At 55.5% G+C, this 24,952-nt stretch carries 18 protein-coding genes, 2 tRNA genes and 3 other RNA genes; 12 read left to right on the top strand and 11 right to left on the bottom strand.

What is annotated here, in order from left to right; genetic code table 11:
* Nucleotides 1–290 precede the first annotated feature (290 nt).
* A complete protein-coding gene (locus tag ACU4F7_RS12660) occupies nt 291–1,682 on the top strand; it encodes a NarK family nitrate/nitrite MFS transporter (protein ID WP_024556074.1) in 1,392 nt (463 codons plus the stop codon).
* 53 nt (nt 1,683–1,735) lie between these two features.
* On the opposite strand, the gene ACU4F7_RS12655 is transcribed toward ACU4F7_RS12660, so the two are convergent.
* On the bottom strand, nt 1,736–4,039 hold the full coding sequence (locus ACU4F7_RS12655) for a patatin-like phospholipase family protein (RefSeq protein WP_481637051.1): 2,304 nt from the start codon (nt 4,037–4,039) through the stop codon (nt 1,736–1,738).
* A gap of 363 nt (nt 4,040–4,402) precedes the next feature.
* On the opposite strand from ACU4F7_RS12655, the gene ACU4F7_RS12650 reads away from it, so the two are divergent.
* Genes ACU4F7_RS12650 through narI form a run of 4 tightly spaced genes read left to right on the top strand, consistent with a single transcriptional unit; the run spans nt 4,403 to nt 11,062 of the window.
* Nucleotides 4,403–8,149: a nitrate reductase subunit alpha gene (locus ACU4F7_RS12650; protein ID WP_481637050.1), complete on the top strand. Its 3,747-nt coding sequence runs from the start codon at nt 4,403–4,405 to the stop codon at nt 8,147–8,149.
* Nucleotides 8,146–9,678: a nitrate reductase subunit beta gene (narH, locus tag ACU4F7_RS12645; protein ID WP_481637049.1), complete on the top strand. Its 1,533-nt coding sequence runs from the start codon at nt 8,146–8,148 to the stop codon at nt 9,676–9,678. The genes ACU4F7_RS12650 and narH overlap by 4 nt, the downstream gene beginning before the upstream one ends.
* Nucleotides 9,678–10,385, top strand: coding sequence for a nitrate reductase molybdenum cofactor assembly chaperone (narJ, locus tag ACU4F7_RS12640; RefSeq protein ID WP_481637048.1), 708 nt, complete (start codon nt 9,678–9,680; stop codon nt 10,383–10,385). Before narH ends, narJ begins: the two co-directional genes overlap by 1 nt.
* On the top strand, nt 10,385–11,062 hold the full coding sequence (gene narI, locus ACU4F7_RS12635; RefSeq protein WP_481637047.1) for a respiratory nitrate reductase subunit gamma: 678 nt from the start codon (nt 10,385–10,387) through the stop codon (nt 11,060–11,062). The genes narJ and narI overlap by 1 nt, the downstream gene beginning before the upstream one ends.
* Nucleotides 11,063–11,196: 134 nt before the next feature.
* Here the strand turns inward: narI and ACU4F7_RS12630 are convergent, their stop codons facing one another.
* The gene (locus ACU4F7_RS12630) at nt 11,197–12,090 is read right to left on the bottom strand and encodes a DMT family transporter (RefSeq protein ID WP_481637046.1); all 894 of its coding nucleotides are present in this window, start codon (nt 12,088–12,090) and stop codon (nt 11,197–11,199) included.
* 103 nt (nt 12,091–12,193) lie between these two features.
* Between ACU4F7_RS12630 and ACU4F7_RS12625 the strand changes: the two genes are divergently transcribed.
* On the top strand, nt 12,194–12,640 hold the full coding sequence (locus tag ACU4F7_RS12625; RefSeq protein ID WP_024556081.1) for an Lrp/AsnC family transcriptional regulator: 447 nt from the start codon (nt 12,194–12,196) through the stop codon (nt 12,638–12,640).
* A 142-nt stretch (nt 12,641–12,782) separates the two neighbouring features.
* On the opposite strand, the gene ACU4F7_RS12620 is transcribed toward ACU4F7_RS12625, so the two are convergent.
* The 7 genes from ACU4F7_RS12620 to ACU4F7_RS12590 all read right to left on the bottom strand — a co-directional run bounded on the left by ACU4F7_RS12620 (nt 12,783) and on the right by ACU4F7_RS12590 (nt 15,065).
* A non-coding RNA gene (locus ACU4F7_RS12620) (RtT sRNA) lies at nt 12,783–12,913 on the bottom strand.
* A 46-nt stretch (nt 12,914–12,959) separates the two neighbouring features.
* Nucleotides 12,960–13,090: non-coding RNA, RtT sRNA (locus ACU4F7_RS12615), on the bottom strand.
* A gap of 47 nt (nt 13,091–13,137) precedes the next feature.
* Nucleotides 13,138–13,222: transfer RNA gene (locus ACU4F7_RS12610), tRNA-Tyr, on the bottom strand.
* A 70-nt stretch (nt 13,223–13,292) separates the two neighbouring features.
* Nucleotides 13,293–13,377, bottom strand: a tRNA-Tyr gene (locus ACU4F7_RS12605).
* A 24-nt stretch (nt 13,378–13,401) separates the two neighbouring features.
* Nucleotides 13,402–13,543, bottom strand: a non-coding RNA gene (locus tag ACU4F7_RS12600) — RtT sRNA.
* Between the two features lie 168 nt (nt 13,544–13,711).
* Complete coding sequence (gene purU / locus ACU4F7_RS12595) at nt 13,712–14,554, bottom strand: formyltetrahydrofolate deformylase (RefSeq protein WP_029591509.1); 843 nt, start codon at nt 14,552–14,554, stop codon at nt 13,712–13,714.
* A 52-nt stretch (nt 14,555–14,606) separates the two neighbouring features.
* A complete protein-coding gene (locus tag ACU4F7_RS12590) occupies nt 14,607–15,065 on the bottom strand; it encodes a YchJ family protein (protein WP_481637045.1) in 459 nt (152 codons plus the stop codon).
* Between the two features lie 116 nt (nt 15,066–15,181).
* Between ACU4F7_RS12590 and ACU4F7_RS12585 the strand changes: the two genes are divergently transcribed.
* The 5 genes from ACU4F7_RS12585 to ACU4F7_RS12565 all read left to right on the top strand — a co-directional run bounded on the left by ACU4F7_RS12585 (nt 15,182) and on the right by ACU4F7_RS12565 (nt 20,050).
* Entirely contained in the window at nt 15,182–15,538 is a 357-nt protein-coding gene (locus tag ACU4F7_RS12585; RefSeq protein WP_029591511.1) for a hypothetical protein, read from the top strand.
* Nucleotides 15,535–16,548, top strand: a complete 1,014-nt coding sequence (gene rssB / locus ACU4F7_RS12580) for a two-component system response regulator RssB (protein WP_029591512.1) — start codon at nt 15,535–15,537, stop codon at nt 16,546–16,548. The genes ACU4F7_RS12585 and rssB overlap by 4 nt, the downstream gene beginning before the upstream one ends.
* 202 nt (nt 16,549–16,750) lie before the next feature.
* Nucleotides 16,751–17,659 (top strand): UTP--glucose-1-phosphate uridylyltransferase GalU, encoded by a 909-nt coding sequence (galU, locus tag ACU4F7_RS12575; RefSeq protein ID WP_029591513.1) that lies wholly within the window; start codon nt 16,751–16,753, stop codon nt 17,657–17,659.
* A 22-nt stretch (nt 17,660–17,681) separates the two neighbouring features.
* The gene (locus ACU4F7_RS12570; protein ID WP_029591514.1) at nt 17,682–19,022 is read left to right on the top strand and encodes a UDP-glucose dehydrogenase family protein; all 1,341 of its coding nucleotides are present in this window, start codon (nt 17,682–17,684) and stop codon (nt 19,020–19,022) included.
* Nucleotides 19,023–19,036: 14 nt separating this feature from the next.
* Nucleotides 19,037–20,050, top strand: a complete 1,014-nt coding sequence (locus ACU4F7_RS12565) for an NAD-dependent epimerase (protein ID WP_029591515.1) — start codon at nt 19,037–19,039, stop codon at nt 20,048–20,050.
* A gap of 60 nt (nt 20,051–20,110) precedes the next feature.
* Here ACU4F7_RS12565 and hns read toward each other — a convergent pair whose 3' ends face one another.
* Nucleotides 20,111–20,521 (bottom strand): histone-like nucleoid-structuring protein H-NS, encoded by a 411-nt coding sequence (gene hns, locus ACU4F7_RS12560; RefSeq protein WP_024553058.1) that lies wholly within the window; start codon nt 20,519–20,521, stop codon nt 20,111–20,113.
* 555 nt (nt 20,522–21,076) lie between these two features.
* On the opposite strand from hns, the gene tdk reads away from it, so the two are divergent.
* A complete protein-coding gene (tdk, locus tag ACU4F7_RS12555; RefSeq protein ID WP_029591516.1) occupies nt 21,077–21,691 on the top strand; it encodes a thymidine kinase in 615 nt (204 codons plus the stop codon).
* Between the two features lie 137 nt (nt 21,692–21,828).
* Here the strand turns inward: tdk and adhE are convergent, their stop codons facing one another.
* On the bottom strand, nt 21,829–24,507 hold the full coding sequence (gene adhE, locus ACU4F7_RS12550; protein WP_481637044.1) for a bifunctional acetaldehyde-CoA/alcohol dehydrogenase: 2,679 nt from the start codon (nt 24,505–24,507) through the stop codon (nt 21,829–21,831).
* Nucleotides 24,508–24,952: the final 445 nt, after the last annotated feature.

The following is a 24,952-nucleotide window of genomic DNA, read 5'->3' as shown; positions in this document are numbered from 1 at the left end:
AGGCGAGAAAAACCACAGGGAAACTATTGTCTGGTATCCCCTGGAGTATACCCATACCTCTAAGGGATTACTCCTTTATTGCCGCGAGAGGAAGGGAGGGGAGCAGGTCGGTCAGGAAGAAGCGCAGCGGAGTGAAAAACCACACTTTTTTTGCTTGCTTCGGCTACTCACTAAGGAGCATGGTTAAATTTCTACCGATTCAGGGCGTGAATATCCATTGATTTACATCAACTTACGTGACGCCCTAACGCCTAAGGTGGCGGGGTAAATCCCCAACATTTGAGGTGTCTATGAGTCACTCTTCCGTCCCAGAGCGTGCCTCCGGCGCGTTAATTACCGACTGGCGGCCCGAGGACAGCGCGTTCTGGCAACGCCAGGGGCATCGCACGGCGCGGCGCAATCTCTGGATTTCGGTGCCTTGCCTGCTGCTCGCTTTCTGCGTCTGGATGCTGTTCAGTGCGGTGGCGGTGAACCTGAACAAGGTCGGCTTTCAGTTTACAACCGACCAGCTCTTTATGCTGACGGCCCTGCCTTCGGTTTCCGGGGCGCTGCTGCGCGTGCCGTACGCGTTTATGGTGCCCGTGTTCGGCGGCCGCCGCTGGACCGCGTTCAGCACGGGTATTTTGATAATCCCCTGCGCCTGGCTTGGCGTGGTGGTGCAGGACCCGACCACGCCTTTCAGCACGTTTATTATCATCGCGCTGCTGTGCGGTTTCGCTGGCGCTAACTTCGCCTCCAGCATGGCGAACATCAGCTTTTTCTTCCCGAAGCAAAAGCAGGGCGGGGCGCTGGGCATTAACGGCGGCCTGGGCAACCTCGGCGTAAGCGTTATGCAACTGGTGGCACCGCTGGCCATTTCGCTCTCCATGTTCGCGGTCTTTGGCGGCACGGGCGTTGAGCAGGATAACGGCACGATGCTCTATCTTGAAAACGCGGCGTGGGTCTGGGTGCTGCCGCTGGCGATTTTCACCGTGGCGGCCTGGTTCGGCATGAACGATCTCGCCACGTCGAAAGCCTCCTTGCGCGAGCAGTTGCCCGTGCTTAAGCGCGGCCATTTGTGGATTATGAGTCTGCTTTACCTGGCGACGTTTGGCTCGTTTATTGGTTTCTCCGCCGGTTTCGCCATGCTTTCCAAAACGCAGTTTCCCCAGGTGGATATTCTGCATTTCGCCTTCTTCGGGCCGCTGGTGGGCGCGCTTGCCCGTTCGGCGGGCGGCGCTATCTCCGATCGCCTCGGCGGCACGCGGGTGACGCTGGTGAACTTTATTCTGATGGCGATATTCAGCGCGCTGCTTTTTCTCACGCTGCCTTCCGGCGGCGAGGGCGGCAACTTTGTCGCTTTCTTCGGCGTCTTCCTGCTGCTGTTCTTGACGGCGGGGCTGGGCAGCGGTTCCACCTTCCAGATGATTTCCGTTATCTTCCGCAAGCTGACCATGGACCGCGTGAAGGCGCAGGGCGGCAGCGAAGAGCAGGCGCTGCGCGAAGCGGCCACCGACACGGCGGCGGCGCTCGGTTTTATCTCTGCCATCGGCGCGATTGGCGGCTTCTTTATCCCAAAAGCGTTCGGCACCTCGCTTGCCTTAACCGGCTCGCCAGCGGGCGCGATGAAACTCTTCTTTGTCTTCTATGTCGTTTGCGTTGTGGTGACCTGGGCCATTTATGGCCGCAAGTCGGCACGCTAACAGTTAACCTTTTGGTTATCCTTTGCGCGGCTTCGGTCGCGCTTTTTTTCTTCTCACAGGCCGCGAACGTATTTCAGCGCCGCCTCAAGCAACGCGTCATCGACTAACTCACCCGCCGCTAACCCGCACTGGTGATAAGCCTCCCACTGCTCCTCATCAAATAAAGGCCAGGTTGTGCTCTGAAAAGGAAAGCCGCGGTCGCGCTCGCTCCAGGCTACGGTATCTGGCGTGGCGTTTTTCAGACGACGAGGTTTGACCACGATAAGCGCGCCTGTTTCGCCCTGTGGATAGCGCAGGCGCGCCAGCAGCAGCGGCGAACCCGGCTCCCGGGAAAAATGCGCAGGCGTAACGAAGGGCGCGGGCGGATCGTCGTCAAACGTAATCTCCGTGTGAAGATCGATTCGCGCCTTGCGCACCAGGTTTTCCAGATCGTCCCATACAAAGTCCGGGTCCGCGCCGCACTCCGCCAGCACAATCAGGGGCAGACGGCGCTTTAAGAGCGCATAGACGCCGGTATTTTCCACATGACCGCCGTCGGAAAGAAAAGCGTAGCGCTTATCGGGACCCGGAAAGCGCGCCAGCATTTCGCCCGCCAGATAGCCGGGCGGCGCGGCGAGCGCGCGAAACACCCGACAGAGCGCGTTTTCGCGGCGCTTGCGATGCGCAGACGCGTTACGCTGCCAGTAGCCAAGCCTGGCGCCGAAGAGAAAAATCAAGAACGCCGCGCCTGGCGCGGTGCGTGAGCCTGTCCCGGCGCTGACCGCCGCGCCGGATACCGCGAGCCAGTGCGAAAGCGCGCCTGGCGGCGCATTCCCTTCAGGCTCTGCGCCGCCGCGCTCCATCCCGAGGCTGCTCACCGTCAGCACCCTGCCTTTACGATCGGCCACATAGCCGCCGGTCCGGTCGTCCAGGGTCTGGTTCAGGCAGCAGTTGATAAGATGGATGGGACCGCCGTGGCGGTGCGGTTGGTAGTCCTGAAGCGCGATATCGTCTCCCTCGAGCGCGCGGGTGACTTTCTTCACCTTAAGCGCCTTTTCCTCAGCGTAGCTATCCAGCGGGTCGCTTTCGAAACGCTGCCGGTTGCCAGGCGAAAGCCAGGCCCGCTCAAGCCGCGCGCGATAAAAATGGTGCAACGAGGCGAGGTTAAGCAGTTCCGGCATGACGCGCAGGCAGCAAAGCGTGAGCAAGGCGCAGCACCAGACCAGAAGCATCCAGGCTTCGTTGGCAAGCGACCCGAGAGCGGGCGGCAGCGCATGGAGCGCTGGGGTGAGAAGCCCGCTTTCCCCCAGGGCCAGCAGCCAGTTGGCGACCAGCGTCAGCAGCGTCGCCAGTATGAAAACGCCCGTGAGATTAAGCCAGGAGCGCCGGTTGACACTAAGGCGAATCAACAACCCTTTTTTAACCGGCAGCTTCGCGAGCAGCCCTGCCAACAGAAGAAGCTTGCCGCCTGCGAGCAGCGCTAACAGCCAGACCGTGCTCTGCCAGAGCGTTGGCAGATAGCCATGCGCCTCGCGAGCGAGCGCGCCGAGCGCCCAGAGCAGCGCCAGCAACAGCGCGCACATCAGCCAGAACCGCAGGTGAAGCGTCAGTCCCAGCCGCCAGCGGGAGGGCGAACCCCAACAGCGCCCGGCATAAGCCATCAGCAGCAGGCTGTAAAGCGTCATCGCCGCAAGCAGCCCCACGCCCGGCGACGGCGTGATAGTGGCCGGAAAACCGAGACGGTATAACCCGTATCCGCCAGCCATCAGCAGCGCCGCGCCCGCTAAAAAATAGCCGCGCAGGCTTACCGACATCCAGTAATGCAGCGACGCAACGCCTGCGGCGCTCAGGCAGATGTACATAAGATCATGAAAAAGCGTCGCGCCGCCGCCTTTTTGCGTCACCATCAGCGCGGGCAGGGTGACCAGCAGCGCAAGCCAGATGACCAGCAGCGCGTTAAGCGCAAATGCGCGCAGCATGCTCGCGCCCGCTATTTGCAGATCCCGCGAACCGACGGGTACCAGGTAACGCCCGTGGTTGCGAAGCCACCACAACAGGAGGGAGTCCTCCGCCGCCAGCCTCTCTTCAACCCTTTTCGCGTTATTTTCGTGGTAGAGCCGTCCCAGCATGCCGCCGACATAGCCGCCGCCCGAGACGGTGGAGAGATAGTCAAAGCGCGTCAGGAGACGGTTTTTGGCCAGGGCGCGAATCAGCCCCAGCGAGAAAGTGGCGCTGCGCAGGCCACCCCCGGAGAAGGCGAGCCCGCAGCGCGGAGCGGTGGGCTCAACGCCCGCTAACGCCCGTCGCGCCGCAACCCTTTGCGCCTCGTCAGGAATAGCCGAATCGGGCTTGTCAGGGCTGGGTACGTTGCGGGGCATTACGGCCCTCCTTAGGGCGACGTCAACGGCGAGATAGTATTACTGTAGAAAACCTGTCGCTTGCCGTCGTTCCTCATTTCAGCGGGCAGGCTCGCTTATCCGCTCTCTACCCCTTAATACCCACCCCGGCAAAAAAGGGCGGTCAATTTCTGCGCTATACAAATAATTTGCTTTTCAAACAACGAATTAAACGAAAGTCTCGCCTCCTACTTTGGGGGTAGTTCGCTTTTTGCGCGCCTTCTCTGCGCCGGGTCGGCTTGATCGCCGTCAATTCTGCTTATCTTACGCGGCGTTACCGTGCCGCCATTCCAGCAATGTCGATTTACCAGAAGAGCCTTAAGGCTCCCTACAGGAGAAACGCTGATGAGCAAATTTTTGGACCGGTTTCGCTACTTCAAACAGAAGGGCGACACCTTTGCCAATGGGCACGGCCAGCTTCTTGAAACAAACCGCGACTGGGAGGAGAGTTACCGGAGCCGCTGGCAGCACGACAAGATCGTGCGTTCGACTCATGGCGTAAACTGCACTGGCTCCTGTAGCTGGAAAATCTACGTGAAAAATGGTCTGGTTACCTGGGAAACCCAGCAGACCGACTACCCGCGCACCCGCCCGGACATGCCGAACCACGAGCCCCGCGGCTGCCCGCGCGGCGCGAGCTACTCCTGGTATCTCTACAGCGCCAACCGCCTGAAATATCCGCTGATGCGCAAGCGTCTGATCAAACTCTGGCGTGAGGCTAAAGCGCGTCACAGCGACCCGGTAAACGCCTGGGCCTCTATTATTGAAGACAGCGAAAAAGCGAAAAGCTACAAGCAGGCGCGCGGGCGCGGCGGCTTCGTTCGCTCCTCCTGGCAGGAGGTGAACGAACTTATCGCGGCGGCAAACGTTTATACCGCCAAAACCTTTGGCCCGGACCGTATCGCCGGCTTTTCGCCCATTCCGGCGATGTCGATGGTCTCTTACGCCTCTGGCGCGCGCTATCTCTCGCTGATTGGCGGCACCTGCCTGAGCTTCTATGACTGGTATTGCGACCTGCCGCCCGCCTCGCCCATGACCTGGGGCGAGCAGACCGACGTGCCGGAATCTGCCGACTGGTACAACTCCAGCTACATCATCGCCTGGGGCTCCAACGTGCCGCAGACCCGCACGCCGGACGCCCACTTCTTTACCGAGGTGCGCTACAAAGGCACGAAGACCGTCGCCGTCACCCCGGACTACGCGGAAATCGCCAAGCTGTGCGACCTGTGGCTGGCGCCGAAGCAGGGCACCGACAGCGCGATGGCGCTGGCGATGGGCCACGTGATGCTGCGCGAATTCCACCTCGACAAACCGAGCCAGTATTTCACCGACTACGTGCGCCGCTACACCGACATGCCGATGCTGGTGATGCTCGAAGCGCGCGACGGCTTCTATGCCGCAGGCCGCATGCTGCGCGCCGCCGATCTGGTGGATGCGCTGGGCCAGCAGAATAACCCTGAGTGGAAAACCGTCGCGTTCGATAACCGCAATGGCGAACTGACGGCGCCGAATGGCTCCATCGGCTTCCGCTGGGGCGAGAAGGGCAAGTGGAACCTGGAGCAGCGCGACGGCGCCTCCGGCGAAGAGACCGAACTGCGCCTGTCGTTGCTGGGCCACCAGGATGAGGTTGCCGAGGTCGGCTTCCCGTACTTTGGCGGTGACAGCAGCGAACATTTCAATAAGGTGAAGCTGGAAAACATCCTGCTGCATAAGCTGCCGGTAAAACGCCTGACCCTTGCTGACGGCAGCCAGGCGCTGGTGGCCACGGTGTATGACCTGACGCTTGCCAACTATGGCCTCGATCGCGGCCTGGACGACGCCAACTGCGCCGCCAGCTACGATGACGTGAAAGCGTACTCCCCGGCCTGGGCGGAGCAGATTACCGGCGTGCCGCGCGCGCAGATTATTCGCACCGCCCGCGAGTTTGCCGACAATGCCGATAAAACGCATGGCCGCTCGATGATAATCGTCGGCGCGGGTCTGAACCACTGGTACCACATGGACATGAACTACCGTGGGCTTATCAATATGCTGGTGTTCTGCGGCTGCGTCGGCCAGAGCGGCGGCGGCTGGGCGCACTATGTCGGCCAGGAGAAACTGCGCCCGCAAACCGGCTGGACGCCGCTGGCCTTCGCGCTGGACTGGAACCGTCCGCCGCGCCATATGAACAGCACCTCGTTCTTCTATAACCACTCCAGCCAGTGGCGTTATGAATCCCTGACGACGGAAGACCTGCTGTCGCCGCTGGCGGATAAATCGCGCTACAGCGGCCATCTTATCGACTTCAACGTGCGCGCCGAGCGTATGGGCTGGCTGCCTTCTGCGCCGCAGCTTGGCGTTAACCCGCTGCGCATCAAGGCGGCGGCGGATAAAGCGGGCATGAGCCCGGTGGATTACACCGTGAAGGCGCTGAAATCGGGCGAGATCCGCTTCGCCGCCGAAGAGCCGGAGAACGGTAAAAACCATCCGCGTAACCTGTTCGTCTGGCGCTCGAACCTGCTGGGCTCCTCCGGTAAGGGGCATGAGTACATGCTCAAATACCTGCTCGGCACCGAAAACGGCATTCAGGGCAAAGATCTCGGCCAGCAGGGCGGCGTGAAGCCCGAAGAGATTGAATGGCAGGATAACGGCCTTGACGGCAAGCTGGACCTGGTGGTCACCCTCGACTTTCGTCTCTCCAGCACCTGTCTTTACTCCGACATCGTGCTGCCGACCGCCACCTGGTATGAAAAAGACGACATGAATACCTCGGATATGCATCCGTTTATTCATCCGCTTTCCGCCGCCGTGGACCCGGCCTGGGAATCGAAAAGTGACTGGGAAATCTACAAAGGCATCGCGAAGAAATTCTCGGAAGTCTGCGTGGGCCACCTGGGCAAAGAAACCGATGTGGTTACGCTGCCGATTCAGCATGACTCCGCCGCCGAGCTGGCGCAGCCGCTGGAGGTGAAAGAGTGGAAAAAAGGCGAGTGCGAGCTGATTCCAGGCAAAACCGCGCCGCACATTATTGCCGTTGAGCGCGACTACCCGGCGACATATGAGCGTTTCACCTCCATCGGCCCGCTGATGGAGAAAATCGGCAACGGCGGCAAGGGCATCGCCTGGAATACCCAGAGCGAGATGGATCTGCTGCGTAAGCTCAATTACACCAAACAAGACGGCCCGGCCAAAGGCCAGCCGATGCTGAACACCGCCATTGACGCCGCCGAGATGATCTTAACCCTTGCGCCGGAAACCAACGGCCAGGTGGCAGTAAAAGCCTGGGCGGCGCTGAGCGAGTTTACCGGCCGCGACCATACGCATCTGGCGCTGAATAAAGAAGAAGAGAAGATTCGCTTTCGCGATATCCAGGCGCAGCCGCGCAAAATTATCTCCAGCCCCACCTGGTCCGGGCTTGAAGATGAGCATGTCTCTTATAACGCCGGTTATACCAACGTACATGAGCTGATCCCGTGGCGCACGCTCTCTGGCCGCCAGCAGCTGTATCAGGATCACCCGTGGATGCGCGACTTCGGCGAGAGCCTGTTGGTCTATCGCCCGCCTATCGACACCCGTTCGGTGAAAGCGGTGATGGGCAAGAAGTCTAACGGCAACCCGGAGAAGGCGCTGAACTTCCTGACGCCGCACCAGAAATGGGGCATTCACTCCACCTACAGCGACAACCTGCTGATGCTGACGCTTTCCCGCGGCGGCCCGATTGTCTGGATGAGCGAAGAGGACGCCCGCGACCTTGGCATTGCGGATAACGACTGGATAGAAGTGTTTAACGCCAACGGCGCGCTGACCGCCCGTGCGGTGGTGAGCCAGCGCGTGCCGGCTGGCATGACCATGATGTACCACGCCCAGGAGCGCATCGTGAATATTCCGGGGTCGGAAATCACCGGCCAGCGCGGCGGCATTCACAACTCGGTCACCCGCATCAGCCCGAAACCGACCCATATGATCGGCGGCTATGCGCAACTGGCCTACGGCTTTAACTACTACGGCACCGTGGGCTCTAACCGCGATGAGTTTGTGGTGGTGCGTAAGATGAAGAACATTGACTGGTTGGACGGCGAAGGCAACGACCAGAAACAGGAGAGCGTAAAATGAAAATTCGTTCACAAGTCGGCATGGTGCTGAACCTTGATAAATGCATCGGCTGCCACACCTGTTCGGTGACCTGTAAAAATGTCTGGACCAGCCGCGAGGGCATGGAGTACGCCTGGTTCAACAACGTCGAAAGCAAGCCGGGCGTCGGCTTCCCCAACGACTGGGAAAACCAGGAGAAGTGGAAAGGCGGCTGGGTGCGCAAAATCAACGGCAAGCTGCAGCCCCGCATGGGCGGGCGCGGCATGCTGTTGGGTAAAATTTTCGCCAACCCGCATCTGCCGGGCATTGACGATTACTACGAACCGTTCGACTTCGATTATCAGCACCTGCACAACGCGCCGGAAGGCAAGCATCAGCCGATAGCGCGCCCACGCTCGAAAATCACCGGCCAACGGATGAATAAAGTCGAAGCGGGCCCGAACTGGGAGGAGATCCTGGGCGGCGAGTTTGAAAAGCGCTCGCAGGATAAAAATTTCGACAACATGCAGAAGGCGATGTACGGCCAGTTCGAAAACACCTTCATGATGTATCTGCCGCGCCTGTGCGAGCACTGCCTGAACCCGGCGTGCGTGGCCACCTGCCCGAGCGGCGCGATTTACAAGCGTGAAGAAGACGGCATCGTGCTGATTGACCAGGACAAATGCCGCGGCTGGCGCATGTGCGTGACCGGCTGCCCGTACAAAAAAATCTACTTCAACTGGAAGAGCGGCAAATCTGAGAAGTGCATTTTCTGCTATCCGCGTATTGAAGCGGGGATGCCGACGGTGTGTTCAGAGACCTGCGTGGGCCGCATTCGCTATCTTGGCGTGCTGCTGTATGACGCGGACGCCATCGAGCAGGCGGCGAGCACCGAGCATGAGACCGATCTCTATCAGCGCCAACTGGACGTGTTCCTCGACCCGAATGACCCGAAAGTGATTGAGCAGGCGTTGAAAGATGGCGTGCCGCAGAGCGTGATTGACGCCGCGCAGCAGTCGCCGGTGTGGAAGCTGGCGATGGAGTGGAAGCTGGCGCTGCCGCTGCACCCGGAATACCGCACGCTGCCGATGGTCTGGTACGTGCCGCCGCTGTCGCCGATTCAGTCCGCCGCCGATGCGGGCGAGCTTGGCCGCAATGGCATTCTGCCGGATGTGGAAAGCCTGCGCATTCCGGTGCAATACCTGGCGAACCTGCTCACCGCAGGGGACACCGCCCCGGTATTACTGGCCCTGAAACGCATGCTGGCGATGCGTCATTACAAGCGCGCCGAAACGGTGGATGGCGTGACCGATACCCGCGCGCTGGAAGAGGTCGGGCTGACGCAAGTGGAAGCGCAGGAGATGTACCGCTATCTGGCTATCGCGAATTATGAAGACCGCTTCGTTATTCCTTCCAGCCACCGCGAACTGGCGCGTGACGCGTTTCCAGAGCGCAACGGCTGCGGCTTTAGCTTCGGCGACGGTTGCCACGGCTCTGACAGCAAATTCAACCTGTTCAACAGCCGCCGCATCGACGCCGTCGATGTGACCGTGAAAGGGGAGCATCTGTAATGGAACTGCTTATTCTCTCGCGCCTGCTGGAGTACCCCGACGCCGCGCTCTGGCAGCACCAGCAGGCGCTGTTCGACGCGCTGGCGGAAACCGCGCATCTCTCGCTTAAGGATGCCCACCAGTTGGGCGTCTTTATCCGCGACTTGCTAAGCGAGGATTTGCTGGACGCGCAGGCAAGCTACAGCGAACTGTTTGACCGCGGACGCGCCACTTCACTGCTGCTTTTCGAACATGTGCATGGCGAATCCCGCGACCGCGGGCAGGCGATGGTCGACCTGCTTGCGCAGTACGAGCGCGCCGGGCTTGAACTCAGCAGCCGCGAACTGCCGGACCATTTGCCGCTGTATCTGGAATACCTCGCGCAGTTGCCGCATGACGACGCGGTGGACGGGCTTAAAGACATCGCGCCGATCCTGGCGTTGCTCGGCGCTCGCCTTAAGCAGCGCGAAAGCCGCTACGCCGTGATTTTCGACCTGCTGCTGGCGCTCGCTGAAAGCCGGGTGGATGAACAAAAAGTGCAGGCGCAACTGGCTGGCGAAGCCCGTGACGATACGCCGCAGGCGCTGGACGCCGTCTGGGAAGAAGAGCAGGTGAAGTTTTTCGCCGAAAAGGGGTGCGGCGAGTCTGACATTGCCGCCCACCAGCGCCGCTTCGCCGGGGCGGTTGCCCCGCAGTATCTGACTATCTCTACCGGAGGACAGCACTAATGCACTTCCTGAATATGTTCTTCTTTAGTATCTATCCCTATATAGCGGGAACCGTGTTTCTGGCAGGAAGCTGGCTGCGTTATGACTATGGCCAGTATACCTGGCGCGCCGCCTCGAGCCAGATGCTCGACCGCAAGGGGATGAACCTGGCCTCTAACCTGTTCCATATCGGCATTCTCGGGATTTTCTTCGGCCACCTGTTCGGCATGTTGACGCCGCACTGGATGTACGAGTGGTTCCTGCCGGTGGCCGTTAAGCAGCAGCTGGCGATGGTCGCAGGCGGCATCTGCGGCGTGCTGACGCTGGTGGGCGGGCTGCTGCTGCTTAAGCGTCGTCTGTTTAACCCACGGGTGCGCGCGACATCGACCAGCGCTGATATCCTGATCCTGGCGCTGCTGATGGCGCAGTGTACGCTGGGGCTGTTGACTATTCCGTTCTCTGCGCAGCATATGGACGGCAGTGAGATGATGAAGCTGGTGGGCTGGGCGCAACACATCGTGACCTTCCGCAGCGGCGCGGCGGAGCAGCTTGACGGCGTGGCGTTTATCTTCCGCGTTCACCTTGTGCTTGGCATGACGCTGTTCCTGCTTTTCCCGTTCACCCGACTGGTGCACGTGTGGAGCGCGCCAGTGGAATACCTGACGCGCAGATACCAGGTGGTGCGCGCGCGCCGCTGAATAGCAGGCGATATGACAAACCCGGCTGCCGCCGGGTTTTTTGTTGGCGAAATGGTGAAGAATTTTTCTCCGGCGGGGAGCGTGCGGATTTCGTTTTGGCTGACTATCGCAGGGAGGCCGTTCGGGAAAGGGCGTTAACGACTCGCCGCTTGCGCAGGCGCTTTTGCCTTTTCTCCCCAGCCCAGATTATTCCCCGCCGCGGCAAGGAGGATCAGCGCGCCGCCTGCCAGCTGGTGCAGGCTCAAACTATGCCCGAAGACCCACTGATCCGCGGCAATCGCCACCAGCGGATAAATAAATGAAAGGGACCCGGTCACCGGCGTCGGCAGCTTTTGTATTGCGCCATAAAGCAGTTGATACATGACCCCGGTGTGTAACACGCCAAGCAAAACCAAAATGCTCCACTGAAACGGCGTCGGTGAGAGGCTGAAATGCGCGACAGGCAGCAGCATCAGCACGCCCACGCTCACTTGCACCAGCGCGATTTGCTGAGGCGGCACCCCTTTTAGCCGACGGGTGATGAGTGCGGTAAGGGCGTAAAAGAACGCCGCGCCAAGCGCCATGGCGATACCCAACAGCCAGCCGTCATGAGGCGACCCCGTTAACTGGCCCGCCAGCACCAGTGCCATCCCGCCAAAAGCGGCCAGCAGCCAATACCATTTCGCCCGTGTGACTTTCTCGCCCAGGAAAAGCATGCTCATCAGCACCAGCATCAGCGGCTGCGTGTTGTAAACCAGCGTGGCGAGGCCAATGGAAAGACGGGAGTAGGCGGCAAACAGCAGCAGCCAGTTAAGCACCAGCGCCACGCCGCCCAGCGCGGCGACAACGATGACCTTCAAAGTAAGATGGCTGCGCCAGTCGCCGCTAAGGCGCGTCAGGATAAATAGGGTGAGGGCGCCGACCAGGCAGCGCCAGAACACCACATCCGTCACGGGTTGCCCGCTCAGCAGCACAAAAACGCCGATTGAGCCTGAAATCAGCATGGCGGCTGTCATTTGCCAGACGCCGGTTTTGTAGTCGTTGCTCATGTTGCCCTCCTTTTGTGTTGGTCTATTTTCGACGTTTCCTGCCAGATGCGGTATAGAATTAATCAGGAGCGATGTATCTTTTGCCTTTTTTTATGAGGTCTATATGGAAAATTACTTTCTGGATAACACTGACCGGCAGATTCTGGCTTATCTGACAGAAGACGCCAGGTTATCGCTGAAAGTGCTGAGCGGCAAAATTGGCCTTTCTTCGCCCAGCACGGCGGAGCGTATCCGACGGCTGGAGGAGCGCGGCATCATTGAAGGTTATGGCGCGCGGGTAAACCTCCCGGCGGTGGGTTACGGGATGCAGGCGCTGGTGCGCGTTAAGCCGCTGCCGGGCATGTTGCATAAAGTCGAAAAGATGATTCAGGCGATGCCGGAATGTATTGAGTGCGACAAGGTCACGGGTGAGGATTGTTTCGTGATGCGCCTGGCGTTTCACTCCATCGGCCAGCTTGACGACCTGCTTGATGGCCTGGCGGACTACGCGCAGTCGAACACCTCCATTGTGAAGAGTTCTCCGGTGAAGAGAAGATTACCGCCGTTGTAAATGACAAACAGGGCGTCGTCTGCGGCAACGTTGTCTCGCTTCGCTCGGCCCGAATCTTAGTCGAAGCTTCTCATCCTTCCCCGCGTAAATGGCGTATGGAAAGTGATGGCTGATGGCAGAAGGGAGCTTGATATAAAAGGGATGGTGGTGGGGGAAGGATTACTCGGCGCGTTGCGCCTCGCCCTGCGGGCCGTTGCCTGCGGCAACGTTGTCTCGCTTCGCTCGGCCCGAACCTTAGTCGAAGCTTCTCATTCTTCCCCGCGCAGAAGCGATATGGAAGGCAGTCGGGTTGCTTAAAGGTGATTTTTATCTGAAGAGATGGTGGTGGGGGAAGGATTACTCGGCGCGTTGCGCCTCGCCCTGCGGGCCGTTGCCTGCGGCAACGTTGTCTCGCTTCGCTCGGCCCGAACCTTAATCGAAGGTTCTCATCCTTCCCCGCGTAAATGGCGTATGGAAAGTGATGGCTGATGGCAGAAGGGAGCTTGATATAAAGGGGATGGTGGTGGGGGAAGGATTCGAACCTTCGAAGTCTGTGACGGCAGATTTACAGTCTGCTCCCTTTGGCCGCTCGGGAACCCCACCAGGGGTATTCATATTGTCTGGATGATAAGCCAGCGACTTATCAGGTTAACCACATCGCTGTGGTTGAAGATGGTGGTGGGGGAAGGATTCGAACCTTCGAAGTCTGTGACGGCAGATTTACAGTCTGCTCCCTTTGGCCGCTCGGGAACCCCACCACGGGGTAAAACGTGTTACAAACATCGCGGTAAGAAGAAGGATTATTCGGAGCTGCGCTCCTCACCCTTCGGGCCGTTGCCTTCGGCAACGTTCTCTCACTGCGTTCGAGTCGAACCTTCAAGTCGGTGACGGCAGATTTGCAGTCAACTCCCTTATGTACGCTCGGGAACCCCGCCACGGGGTAATGCTTTTACTGGCCTGCTTCCGTCTCGGGAAGCGGGGCGCATCATATCAAATGAAGCGCCCCTGTAAAGCCTTACGTTATGAGAAATGTATCGTTTGCGTACTTTTTACACGTAACGCTTTAAAGCTAAGCAATTCATTTTACCCGTATTACAGGATAATCGTCCGGTTGCCATAAACGAATACGCGCTGGGCAAGAACCTGATAAAGCGCGCGGCTAAGGACATTTTTTTCAACGTCACGGCCCGCGCGCATCATATCTTCAGCGGTATAGTTATGATCAACGTGAATCACATCCTGCATGATGATCGGGCCTTCATCCAGATTGTCGTTCACGTAATGCGCAGTCGCGCCGATAATCTTTACGCCGCGCTCATAAGCCTGATGGTAAGGACGCGCGCCAATAAAGGCCGGCAGGAATGAGTGGTGAATATTAATAATTTTGTTCGGAAAACGGGCAACGAAATCGGGCGTCAGCACGCGCATATATTTCGCCAGCACTACGTAATCCGGTTCGTAATGCTCAATGGCCTGCGCCATCAGTTGATCGTGCTCTTCGCGCGTTAAACCTTCATGGCTTACCAACTGGAATGGAATATCAAAGCGCTCGACAAGCGATCGCAGCGTTTCGTGGTTGCCGATAACCGCAGCGATGTCGACATCCAGCCCGCCATAGTTGGCTTTCATCAGCAGGTCGCCCAGGCAGTGCGCTTCTTTGGTGACGAGAATGACGATACGGCGGCGTCCAGCCGGGTTGAGTTCGCGTACGGAACCTTCCGGCAGCGCGCTATCAAGATCGGCAAGCAGTGTCGCATCGTTAAAAATGCCTTCCAGTTCGGTACGCATAAAAAAGCGGCCGGTGCGGTGATCGACAAACTCATTGTTCTGGACGATATTCAGTTCGTGCTTGTAGCAAATATTGGTAATACGTGCGATCAGGCCTTTCTGATCGGGACAAATAGTGCGAAGTACTTTGCGTTGTAATGCTTGCATTGCAGGGAAGATCCTGTTGAGTGTTTGTCATTCAGCGTTGTCAAAAGGCGGTTTATTGCCCGCAACACTTTTTAAATTTTTTACCGGAACCACAGGGGCAGGGGTCATTACGACCAATTACCGGACGAGCGCCGTCAATATAATACCAGCGTCCGTGCTCTTTTAAGAACCGGGAACGTTCAATGATAGCGCCAGGTTTGCCCCGCTCGCTATAGCGCGCCACAAAACTTACGAAGCCTTCTTCTTCATTTTGCCCCGGCGCCTCTTCAAAAATAGTCAGCCCCAGCCATTCAGTATGGGCAAAGCCCGCCTCGATATCAGCCCGAAAGGCGTTTGCCTGACACGCTGGATGCCACGTATCGACAAGATAATTCGCGTCTTTCATCACAAAAGCGCAATAGCGAGACCGCATGAGATGTGACGGAACGGGCGCCGCCTTGTCGCCAGACAGATAAGGCTGGCAACATAGGCTATACTCCTGTGCGCTGCCACAAGGACAAAGTTGCGACAAAGTTGCTCCTTGAATAAAACAGGTAACGGCGTTTCGACGCCACGGCGGCATTATGTTAACCGAGCAGTGGCGATGACGCCACGGGATGTCATACCGGGGACTTCAACCGAGGCGTAATGAAAGAGCAAACAGACGGGCTGATGCGGGAAGAAAAATTCGCCATTATTAACGCCCTGCTGGACATCGACACAATTTTAGGTTTTTTTAGAATGCTATCCATGGCCGGGGTCTTTTTGATCGTAACGGCGTTACACACAGCCAGGCACTATCGCAAAGAATATATTGATAATGTGGTTTTTATTTTGTGCAAATTATGTCCCGCTTGCTGGACTTTTATCATTTATCCCGCTTTTTACCGGGCGCAATGTAACCAGAGTTCCCCCAGTGCGAGCATTCTTCAGGCGATTCTGACAGGCAGCCGTCGCTTGAACATGCCACTATTAAGTTGTCATTTGTCAGGGGGAAGAAGATGACGCAACCTTTAGCCGGAAAACAGATCCTTATCGTCGAAGACGAACCCGTTTTCCGCTCAATGCTGGATGCCTGGCTCACTGGAATGGGCGCGGAAACCGCCGTTGCGTGGGATGGGGTAGAAGCGCTGGAAAAAATGGCCCAACAGACTCCGGATTTGCTGATTTGCGATCTGGAAATGCCCCGTATGAATGGGTTGCAGCTGGTGGAGCATATCCGCAACGAAGGGGATCAAACGCCTATCCTTGTCATTTCCGCTACGGAAAACATGGCGGATATCGCTAAGGCGCTGCGTCTTGGCGTACAGGATGTCTTGCTAAAGCCAGTTAAAGATTTAAACCGCCTGCGTGAAACCGTTTTCGCCTGCCTTTACCCAAACATGTTTAACTCGCGCGTCGAGGAAGAAGAGCGCTTGTTCCAGGACTGGGATGCGCTGGTGAACAACCCGCAGGCGGCGGCAAAGCTGCTGCAGGAGTTGCAGCCCCCGGTTCAGCAGGTCATCTCTCACTGTCGCATTAATTATCGCCAGCTGGTCTCTGCCGATGAGCCGGGCCTGGTGTTGGATATCGCCCCCCTTTCTGAACAAGATCTCGCCTTTTACTGTCTCGACGTTACCCGTGCCGGCGATAACGGCGTATTGGCTGCGTTGTTGTTACGCGCGCTTTTTAATGGGTTATTGCAGGAGCAGCTTTCTCAGCAGCGACAGCGCCTGCCCGAGCTGGGGAATTTACTTAAACAAGTTAACCAATTGTTACGCCAGGCAAATCTGGTTGGGCAATTTCCGCTTATGGTTGGGTATTACCACAGCGGTTTAAAAAATCTTATTCTGGTTTCCGCTGGTCTTAACGCGACGTTAAATACTGGCGACCATCAAATTCAGGTAAGTAATGGTGTGCCTTTAGGTACGCTGGGTAATACTTACTTAAATCAAATTAGCCAGCGTTGCGAATCCTGGCAGTGTCAGATTTGGGGCGCTGGCGGCCGTTTAAGGCTGATGTTGTCTGCGGAATGAGCGTTCAGCGGGGATAAAGCAAGATAGCTTTATCCGCACGCTCTTTGCTGGTGCTAATATCACGTTGGTTTTCTTCGTATTAGTCCTAAAGTGCCGGGGCACCGCGTATTCAGCCGCTTAATACAAATCTATGCTGATATACTCGAACGCGTTTTTAATTGACGAACAAGTGTCAAACTTGAACAGTCCAGGAGAATATTCAATGGCTGCCATTAATTCGAAAGTAAGAAAAGCAGTAATCCCGGTTGCGGGATTAGGGACCAGGATGTTGCCGGCCACTAAGGCGATTCCAAAAGAGATGCTGCCGCTGGTTGATAAGCCGTTAATTCAGTATGTCGTTAACGAATGTATCGCCGCTGGCATTACTGAGATTGTTCTGGTCACTCACTCCTCCAAAAACTCTATCGAAAACCATTTCGACACCAGTTTTGAACTTGAAGCCATGCTGGAAAAACGCGTCAAGCGCCAGCTGCTGGAAGAAGTGCAATCTATCTGCCCGCCGCATGTCACCATCATGCAGGTTCGTCAGGGCCTGGCGAAAGGCCTCGGCCACGCTGTGATGTGCGCGCACCCGGTTGTCGGTGACGAGCCGGTCGCCGTCATTCTTCCGGACGTCATTCTGGATGAGTTTGAATCTGACCTCTCCCAGGAAAACCTGGCCGAGATGATTAAGCGCTTCGATGAAACCGGCAACAGCCAGATCATGGTTGAGCCTGTAGAAGATGTTACCGCGTATGGCGTGGTCGATTGTAAAGGCGTTGCGCTGAAGCCTGGCGACAGCGTGCCGATGGTCGGCATCGTTGAAAAACCGAAGGCGAACGTCGCGCCGTCCAACCTGGCTGTAGTAGGCCGCTATGTGCTCAGCGCCGATATTTGGCCGCTGCTGGCCAAAACGCCTCCGGGAGCGGGTGATGAAATCCAGCTCACCGACTCTATCGCTATGTTGATGGATAAAGAGACAGTGGAAGCCTACCACATGAAAGGCAAGAGCCACGACTGCGGCAACAAACTCGGTTACATGCAGGCGTTCGTAGAATATGGGATCCGCCACAACACGCTCGGTGAGGAATTTAAAGCCTGGCTGAACGAAACCGTGGGCGATAAGAAGTAACCTATTCAGGCAGGACAAGGCAATGAAAGTAACCGTTTTTGGTATTGGCTACGTCGGTCTGGTTCAGGCCGCGGTGCTGGCGGAAGTCGGCCACGATGTCATGTGTATCGACGTTGATGAAAATAAAGTCGAGAACCTGAAAAAAGGCGTCATCCCGATTTATGAACCGGGTCTGACCCCGCTTGTGAAGAAAAATTATGAAGAGGGGCGGCTGCATTTCAGCACAAACGCGCAGGAGGGCGTTGAGCATGGCGTAATGCAGTTTATCGCGGTCGGCACCCCGCCGGATGAAGACGGCTCTGCGGATCTGAAATACGTCACCGCTGTGGCGCGGACTATCGCTCAGCATATGACCGGCCACAAAGTGGTGCTGGATAAATCAACCGTGCCAGTGGGCACGGCGGACAAAGTCCGTAAAGTGATGAGCGAAACGCTGCAGGCGCGCGGCGTGGATATCCCCTTTGATGTGGTTTCTAACCCGGAATTCCTGAAAGAAGGGGCGGCGGTATCGGATTGTATGCGCCCTGAGCGTATCGTGGTGGGAACAGACAACGACGATGTCGTTGAACTGCTGCGTGAACTCTATGAGCCGTTTAACCGCAATCATGACCGCATGATCCTGATGGATATCCGCAGCGCAGAACTGACCAAGTATGCCGCCAACTGCATGCTGGCCACTAAGATAAGCTTTATGAACGAGATCTCGAACCTGGCGGAGCGTCTGGGCGCGGATATCGAAAAAGTGCGTCAGGGCATCGGTTCAGACTCGCGTATCGGCTATCACTTTATCTATCCTGGCTGTGGTTACGGCGGCTCCTGCTTCCCGAAAGATGTGCAGGCGTTAATCCGTACCTCTGAACAGATTGGCTATGTGCCGCGTCTGCTTAAAGCCGTAGAAGACGTTAACCACGATCAAAAGCAGAAGCTGCCAGAGTTCATTCGTCGTCATTTCGGCGAAGATCTAAGCGGTAAAACGTTCGCGCTGTGGGGACTTTCGTTTAAACCCAACACTGACGATATGCGCGAAGCGTCAAGCCGTGTACTGATGGAAGAACTCTGGAAGCGTGGAGCGACGGTTCAGGCCTACGATCCGGAAGCGATGGATGAAACGCAGCGCATTTATGGTCACCGTGACGACTTACGTTTGATGGGAACCAAAGAGGCCGCGTTGCATGGGGCAGATGCGTTAGTTATCTGTACCGAATGGCAGGCTTTCCGCGCGCCGGACTTTGACATCATTAAAAATTCCCTTAAACAGCCGGTTATCTTTGACGGTCGTAACCTGTATGATCCAGGCAGGCTCAGCAAACGCGGCTTTGTTTATTATGCAATCGGCCGCGGAGCATCCATTAACATTGCATAATAAATGAGGGTTGTATGAAATTTCTGGTAACCGGCGCAGCAGGCTTTATTGGTTTTCACGTCAGCGAGCGTCTGCTGGCAGCCGGTCACCAGGTTATCGGTATCGATAACCTGAATGACTATTATGATGTCAACCTCAAATACGCTCGCCTTAACCTTATAGAAAATCACCCCAATTTCCGTTTTCAAAAGCTTGACCTCGCCGACCGTCAGGGAATGGCGGATTTATTTGCTACAGAAAAACCTCAACGCGTTATTCATCTTGCCGCACAGGCTGGCGTTCGTTATTCACTGGAAAACCCGCATGCTTATGCGGACGCTAATCTGGTAGGGCATTTAAATGTGCTTGAGGGGTGCCGCCATCATCAGGTTGAGCATTTATTATACGCGTCTTCCAGTTCCGTTTATGGCCTGAACCGTAAAATGCCGTTTTCTACCGATGACAGTGTCGATCATCCCGTTTCTTTATACGCGGCGACGAAAAAAGCCAATGAGTTGATGTCGCATACCTATTCCCATCTTTATGGTTTGCCGACTACCGGGTTACGCTTTTTTACAGTTTATGGTCCCTGGGGCCGCCCTGATATGGCGTTATTTAAATTTACTAAAGCGATCGTGGAAGATAAGCGCATCGATGTTTATAACCATGGCAAAATGCGCCGTGATTTTACTTATATCGATGATATTGCCGAGGCGATTGTTCGTTTGCAGGACGTTATTCCACAGGCGGACCCGAAGTGGACAGTGGAAACCGGATCGCCGGCCACCAGCTCCGCTCCGTATCGTGTATATAATATTGGCAACAGCTCTCCTGTCGAGCTGATGGATTATATTTCCGCGCTTGAAAAAGCGCTGGGTAAAGAAGCGCAGAAAAACATGATGCCGATACAGCCTGGCGATGTGCTTGAAACCAGCGCGGACACAACGGCCCTGTATGACGCGATTGGCTTTAAGCCGCATACCTCAGTAGACGAGGGCGTTAAGCGCTTTGTAGAGTGGTATAAGGCGTTTTATCAGGTCGCCGGTTGATTATGTCTTATCCTCTTTAAAACAAAAAACCCGCCGAAGCGGGTTTTTTATTAAAGCGCATTAGTCTTTAATCAGGAAATCGTCCAGCTGTTTGCCTTCATCGATAGCTTTTTTGATAACTGCCGGCGTACGACCCTGGCCTGTCCAGGTTTTGCTTTCGCCGTTTTCATCAATGTAGCTATATTTCGCCGGGCGAGCAGCGCGTTTGGCTTTAGTGCCAGTTTTAGCAGCAGACATACTGTTCAGCAATTCGTTCGGGTCGATACCATCCGCGATCAACATTTCACGATACTGCTGTAATTTACGAGTACGCTCTTCGATTTCAGCTGCTGCAGCGCTTTCTTCTTCACGGCGCTCATTAACAACAACTTCTAATTTTTCCAGCATTTCTTCAAGCGTTTCAAGGGTGCATTCTCTTGCCTGCGCACGAAGAGTACGGATGTTGTTCAGAATTTTAAGTGCTTCGCTCATTGTAGTAATCTCAAACTTATATTGGGGGTGGTTTGTTGACCTAATAATAGAGCCTTAATTTCACTTCTGCAATAGGTGAGAATGTAAGGAATTCAAAATATCGGCTTATTTTGGACGTTATTAAAAAAAGCAAAGTTAAATCTACCTTTAAGAACCGTACAAAAAAAGCGGGCTTATTGCGGGCGCGACAACGATTTTATAGAGGGCACGAGATGAAACATAAGCAATGTTTTATAACGCGGGCAGGGGCGGTTGTATAAATATCATTCTTTCGCATGAACTCCGATACTCCCCGCGTGAGGGGCATTATTCTTTTATTTTTCAGTAATTTTATCAGTCTGGATAAGGGGTTAGTTAACCAGGGTTAATAATGGCAGCCGCTATTTACTGGTTCGCTTATATGGTCGTAAATGCATTATTACCGTGCGGGTAAATATAAAGCACTCTGACGCTAAATGCGCTTCGTGGATTAACGCAGCGCCTGCAGGCATGCGGTACTGGCAGGTTATGGTACAATCACGCCTATTCCGTTTCATACCATGGGGCTTGCCGCCAATGGCGCAACTTTATTTTTACTATTCTGCAATGAACGCGGGTAAATCTACCGCTTTGCTTCAGTCTTCCTATAACTACCAGGAAAGAGGGATGCGAACGGTCGTCTATACGGCGGAAATCGACGATCGCTTCGGCGCCGGGAAAGTGAGTTCACGCATCGGTCTCTCATCGCCTGCGAAACTTTTTAATCAGAGCACATCGTTATTTACGGACATTCGCGAAGAACATGAGCGTAACCCAGTACATTGCGTGCTGGTGGACGAGAGCCAGTTCCTGACGCGTCAGCAGGTTTATGAACTTGCCGGGGTAGTGGACGAGTTAGATATTCCGGTGCTTTGTTACGGGTTGCGTACGGATTTTCGCGGCGAGCTATTTATCGGCAGCCAGTATTTACTGGCATGGTCCGATAAGCTGGTCGAACTGAAAACTATCTGTTTCTGCGGACGCAAAGCGAGCATGGTGCTGCGGCTGGATCAAAACGGTCAGCCTTATAATGAAGGGGAGCAGGTCGTTATCGGTGGTAACGAACGCTATGTCTCCGTTTGCCGTAAACATTATAAAGAGGCGCTTGCCAAAGGCTCTTTACAGGCCGTACAGCAGCGTAAAGAGTGCTAGTCATAGGGGAGGCTTGGGAGGCATATAAAAACGCTGCTATGGCTTTTAAAATGCGGTCATGCTAGTTCTATAGTTACCCTTATTTTCATAATAAAAAACCCGCCATCAGACGGGTTTTTTTATCGGCTATTAACCTGTCAGGCAGGTTTTTTCGCTTTCTTGTCAGCCTTCACTACCTGAGCGACTTCTTTAGCAGCTGCCGCACCGCCTTCGGTGTATTCGCGGCCATAGAAGCTATCCAACAGGATCTGTTTCAGCTCAGAAATCAGCGGGTAGCGCGGGTTAGCACCGGTACACTGATCGTCAAAGGCGTCTTCAGACAGCTTATCAACATGCGCCAGGAAGTCCGCTTCCTGAACGCCCGCTTCACGGATAGATTTCGGAATGCCCAGTTCAGCTTTGATGCTGTCCAGCCATACCAGCAGCTTCTCAATTTTCGCTGCGGTGCGGTCGCCCGGTGCGGAAAGACCAAGGTGGTCAGCAATTTCCGCATAACGGCGGCGAGCCTGCGGACGGTCGTACTGGCTGAATGCAGTCTGTTTCGTCGGGTTATCGTTCGCGTTATAGCGGATAACGTTGGAAATCAGCAGGGCGTTAGCCAGACCGTGCGGGATATGGAACTGCGAACCCAGTTTGTGCGCCATGGAGTGGCACACGCCGAGGAAGGCGTTCGCAAAGGCGATACCCGCGATAGTCGCGGCGCTGTGAACACGCTCGCGTGCAACCGGGTTTTTAGCGCCTTCATGGTAAGAAGCTGGCAGGTTTTCTTTCAGCAGTTTCAGCGCCTGCAGAGCCTGACCATCGGAAAACTCGCTTGCCAGAACAGAGACATAAGCTTCCAGGGCGTGAGTTACCGCATCCAGACCACCGAACGCGCAGAGTGACTTCGGCATATCCATCACCAGGTTTGCGTCGACGATCGCCATGTCCGGAGTCAGCGCGTAGTCTGCCAGCGGATATTTCTGACCTGTTGCGTCATCAGTAACCACGGCGAACGGAGTTACTTCAGAACCGGTACCGGAAGTGGTGGTGACGGCGATCATTTTCGCTTTCACACCCATTTTCGGGAATTTGTAGATGCGTTTACGGATATCCATAAAGCGCAGCGCCAGTTCTTCGAAATGGGTTTCCGGATGCTCATACATCACCCACATGATCTTCGCGGCGTCCATCGGAGAACCGCCACCCAGTGCGATGATAACGTCCGGCTTGAAGGAGTTAGCCAGTTCAGCGCCTTTACGAACAACGCTCAGGGTCGGATCCGCTTCAACTTCAAAGAACACTTCGGTTTCGACGCCTGCTGCTTTCAGCACGGAGGTTATCTGATCAGCGTAACCATTGTTGAACAGGAAGCGGTCAGTCACGATCATGGCGCGTTTGTGACCATCAGTAATCACTTCATCCAGCGCGATAGGCAGAGAGCCGCGGCGGAAGTAGATAGATTTCGGAAGTTTATGCCACAACATGTTCTCAGCTCGCTTGGCAACGGTTTTCTTGTTGATCAGGTGCTTCGGACCCACGTTTTCAGAGATGGAGTTACCGCCCCAGGAACCGCAACCCAGCGTCAAAGAAGGCGCCAGCTTGAAGTTATAGAGGTCACCGATACCGCCCTGCGACGCCGGGGTATTAATGAGAATACGCGCGGTTTTCATCATTTGACCAAAGTGCGCGACACGTTGCGGCTGGTTATCCTGGTCGGTGTACAGGCAGGAGGTATGACCGATACCGCCCATCGCAACCAGTTTTTCCGCTTTCACTACAGCGTCTTCGAAGTCTCTCGCGCGGTACATGGCGAGGGTCGGGGAGAGCTTCTCGTGGGCGAACGGTTCGCTTTCATCCACGAGGGTTACTTCGCCGATCAAAATCTTAGTGCCAGCCGGTACGATGATGCCTGCCATTTCAGCAATCTTGGTGGCAGGCTGGCCTACGATAGCCGCGTTCAGGCCGCCATTTTTCAGGATGATATCCTGAACGGCTTTCAGCTCTTTGCCCTGAAGCAGATAGCCGCCATGGGTGGCGAAACGTTCGCGCACAGCGTCATACACAGAATCAACAACGACAACGGACTGTTCAGATGCGCAGATAACGCCGTTATCGAAGGTTTTGGACATCAGGATGGACGCCACGGCACGTTTGATATCGGCGGTTTCGTCGATAACGACTGGCGTGTTGCCAGCGCCTACGCCGATTGCCGGTTTGCCTGAGCTGTATGCGGCTTTCACCATACCCGGGCCACCGGTGGCGAGGATAAGGTTGATATCCGGGTGGTGCATCAGTTGGTTAGAAAGCTCAACTGAAGGCTCGTCGATCCAGCCGATAATGTCTTTTGGCGCACCAGCAGCAATTGCCGCCTGAAGCACGATATCGGCTGCTTTATTGGTGGCGTTTTTCGCACGCGGGTGCGGAGAGAAAATGATAGCGTTGCGCGTTTTAAGGCTAATGAGCGCTTTAAAAATTGCGGTGGATGTCGGGTTAGTCGTTGGAACGATACCGCAGATGATGCCAGTGGGTTCGGCGATAGTGATAGTGCCGAAGGTATCGTCTTCTTCCAGGATGCCGCAGGTTTTCTCGTCTTTGTAGGCGTTGTAGATATATTCTGAAGCGAAGTGGTTTTTAATCACTTTATCTTCGACGATACCCATGCCGGATTCGGCAACGGCCATTTTAGCGAGGGGGATGCGAGCATCTGCGGCGGCCAGAGCGGCTGCGCGGAAGATTTTATCGACCTGTTCTTGAGTAAAGTTGGCGTATTCACGCTGGGCTTTTTTTACGCGCTCGACGAGGGCGTTAAGTTCAGCGACATTAGTAACGGCCATAATGCTCTCCTGATAATGTTAAACTCTTTTAGTAAACCAGCTGTTCGAAGCGCTTATAGAGCAAGACCAAACAGCACGCGTAACAGACAGGATGTGACAACGCAATAGCAAATGACACCACGCTGATTTACTAAAAGAGCCTTACCCTCACAGCACTAAAGGTCGCTGTTATTTCCCTGGCGGCGTAATCAGGTTACTCACTTCTGAGTAGGCAAAACGTGATCAGGATCAATTTATATCCATGCTGACTCCTTTCAGCAGGCCATATTTCAGTATTACAGCATTGTGTAATAGCTTAGCTACAGCGTATATAAATTACGTTACCATAATTACAACAAATAAATAACAAGAGCGGTTCGTTTTCCTGAAAAAGGAATAAGAAGAATATTGCCCTGCGGATCAGCGTAGCGTACGTGGGCCTTTTCCTTTACATTACGCGAGTCTT

This window comes from Franconibacter pulveris, from assembly GCF_056780215.1.
Note: the sequence above shows the minus strand (reverse complement) of the source record. Positions and strands in the feature narration are given on the sequence as shown.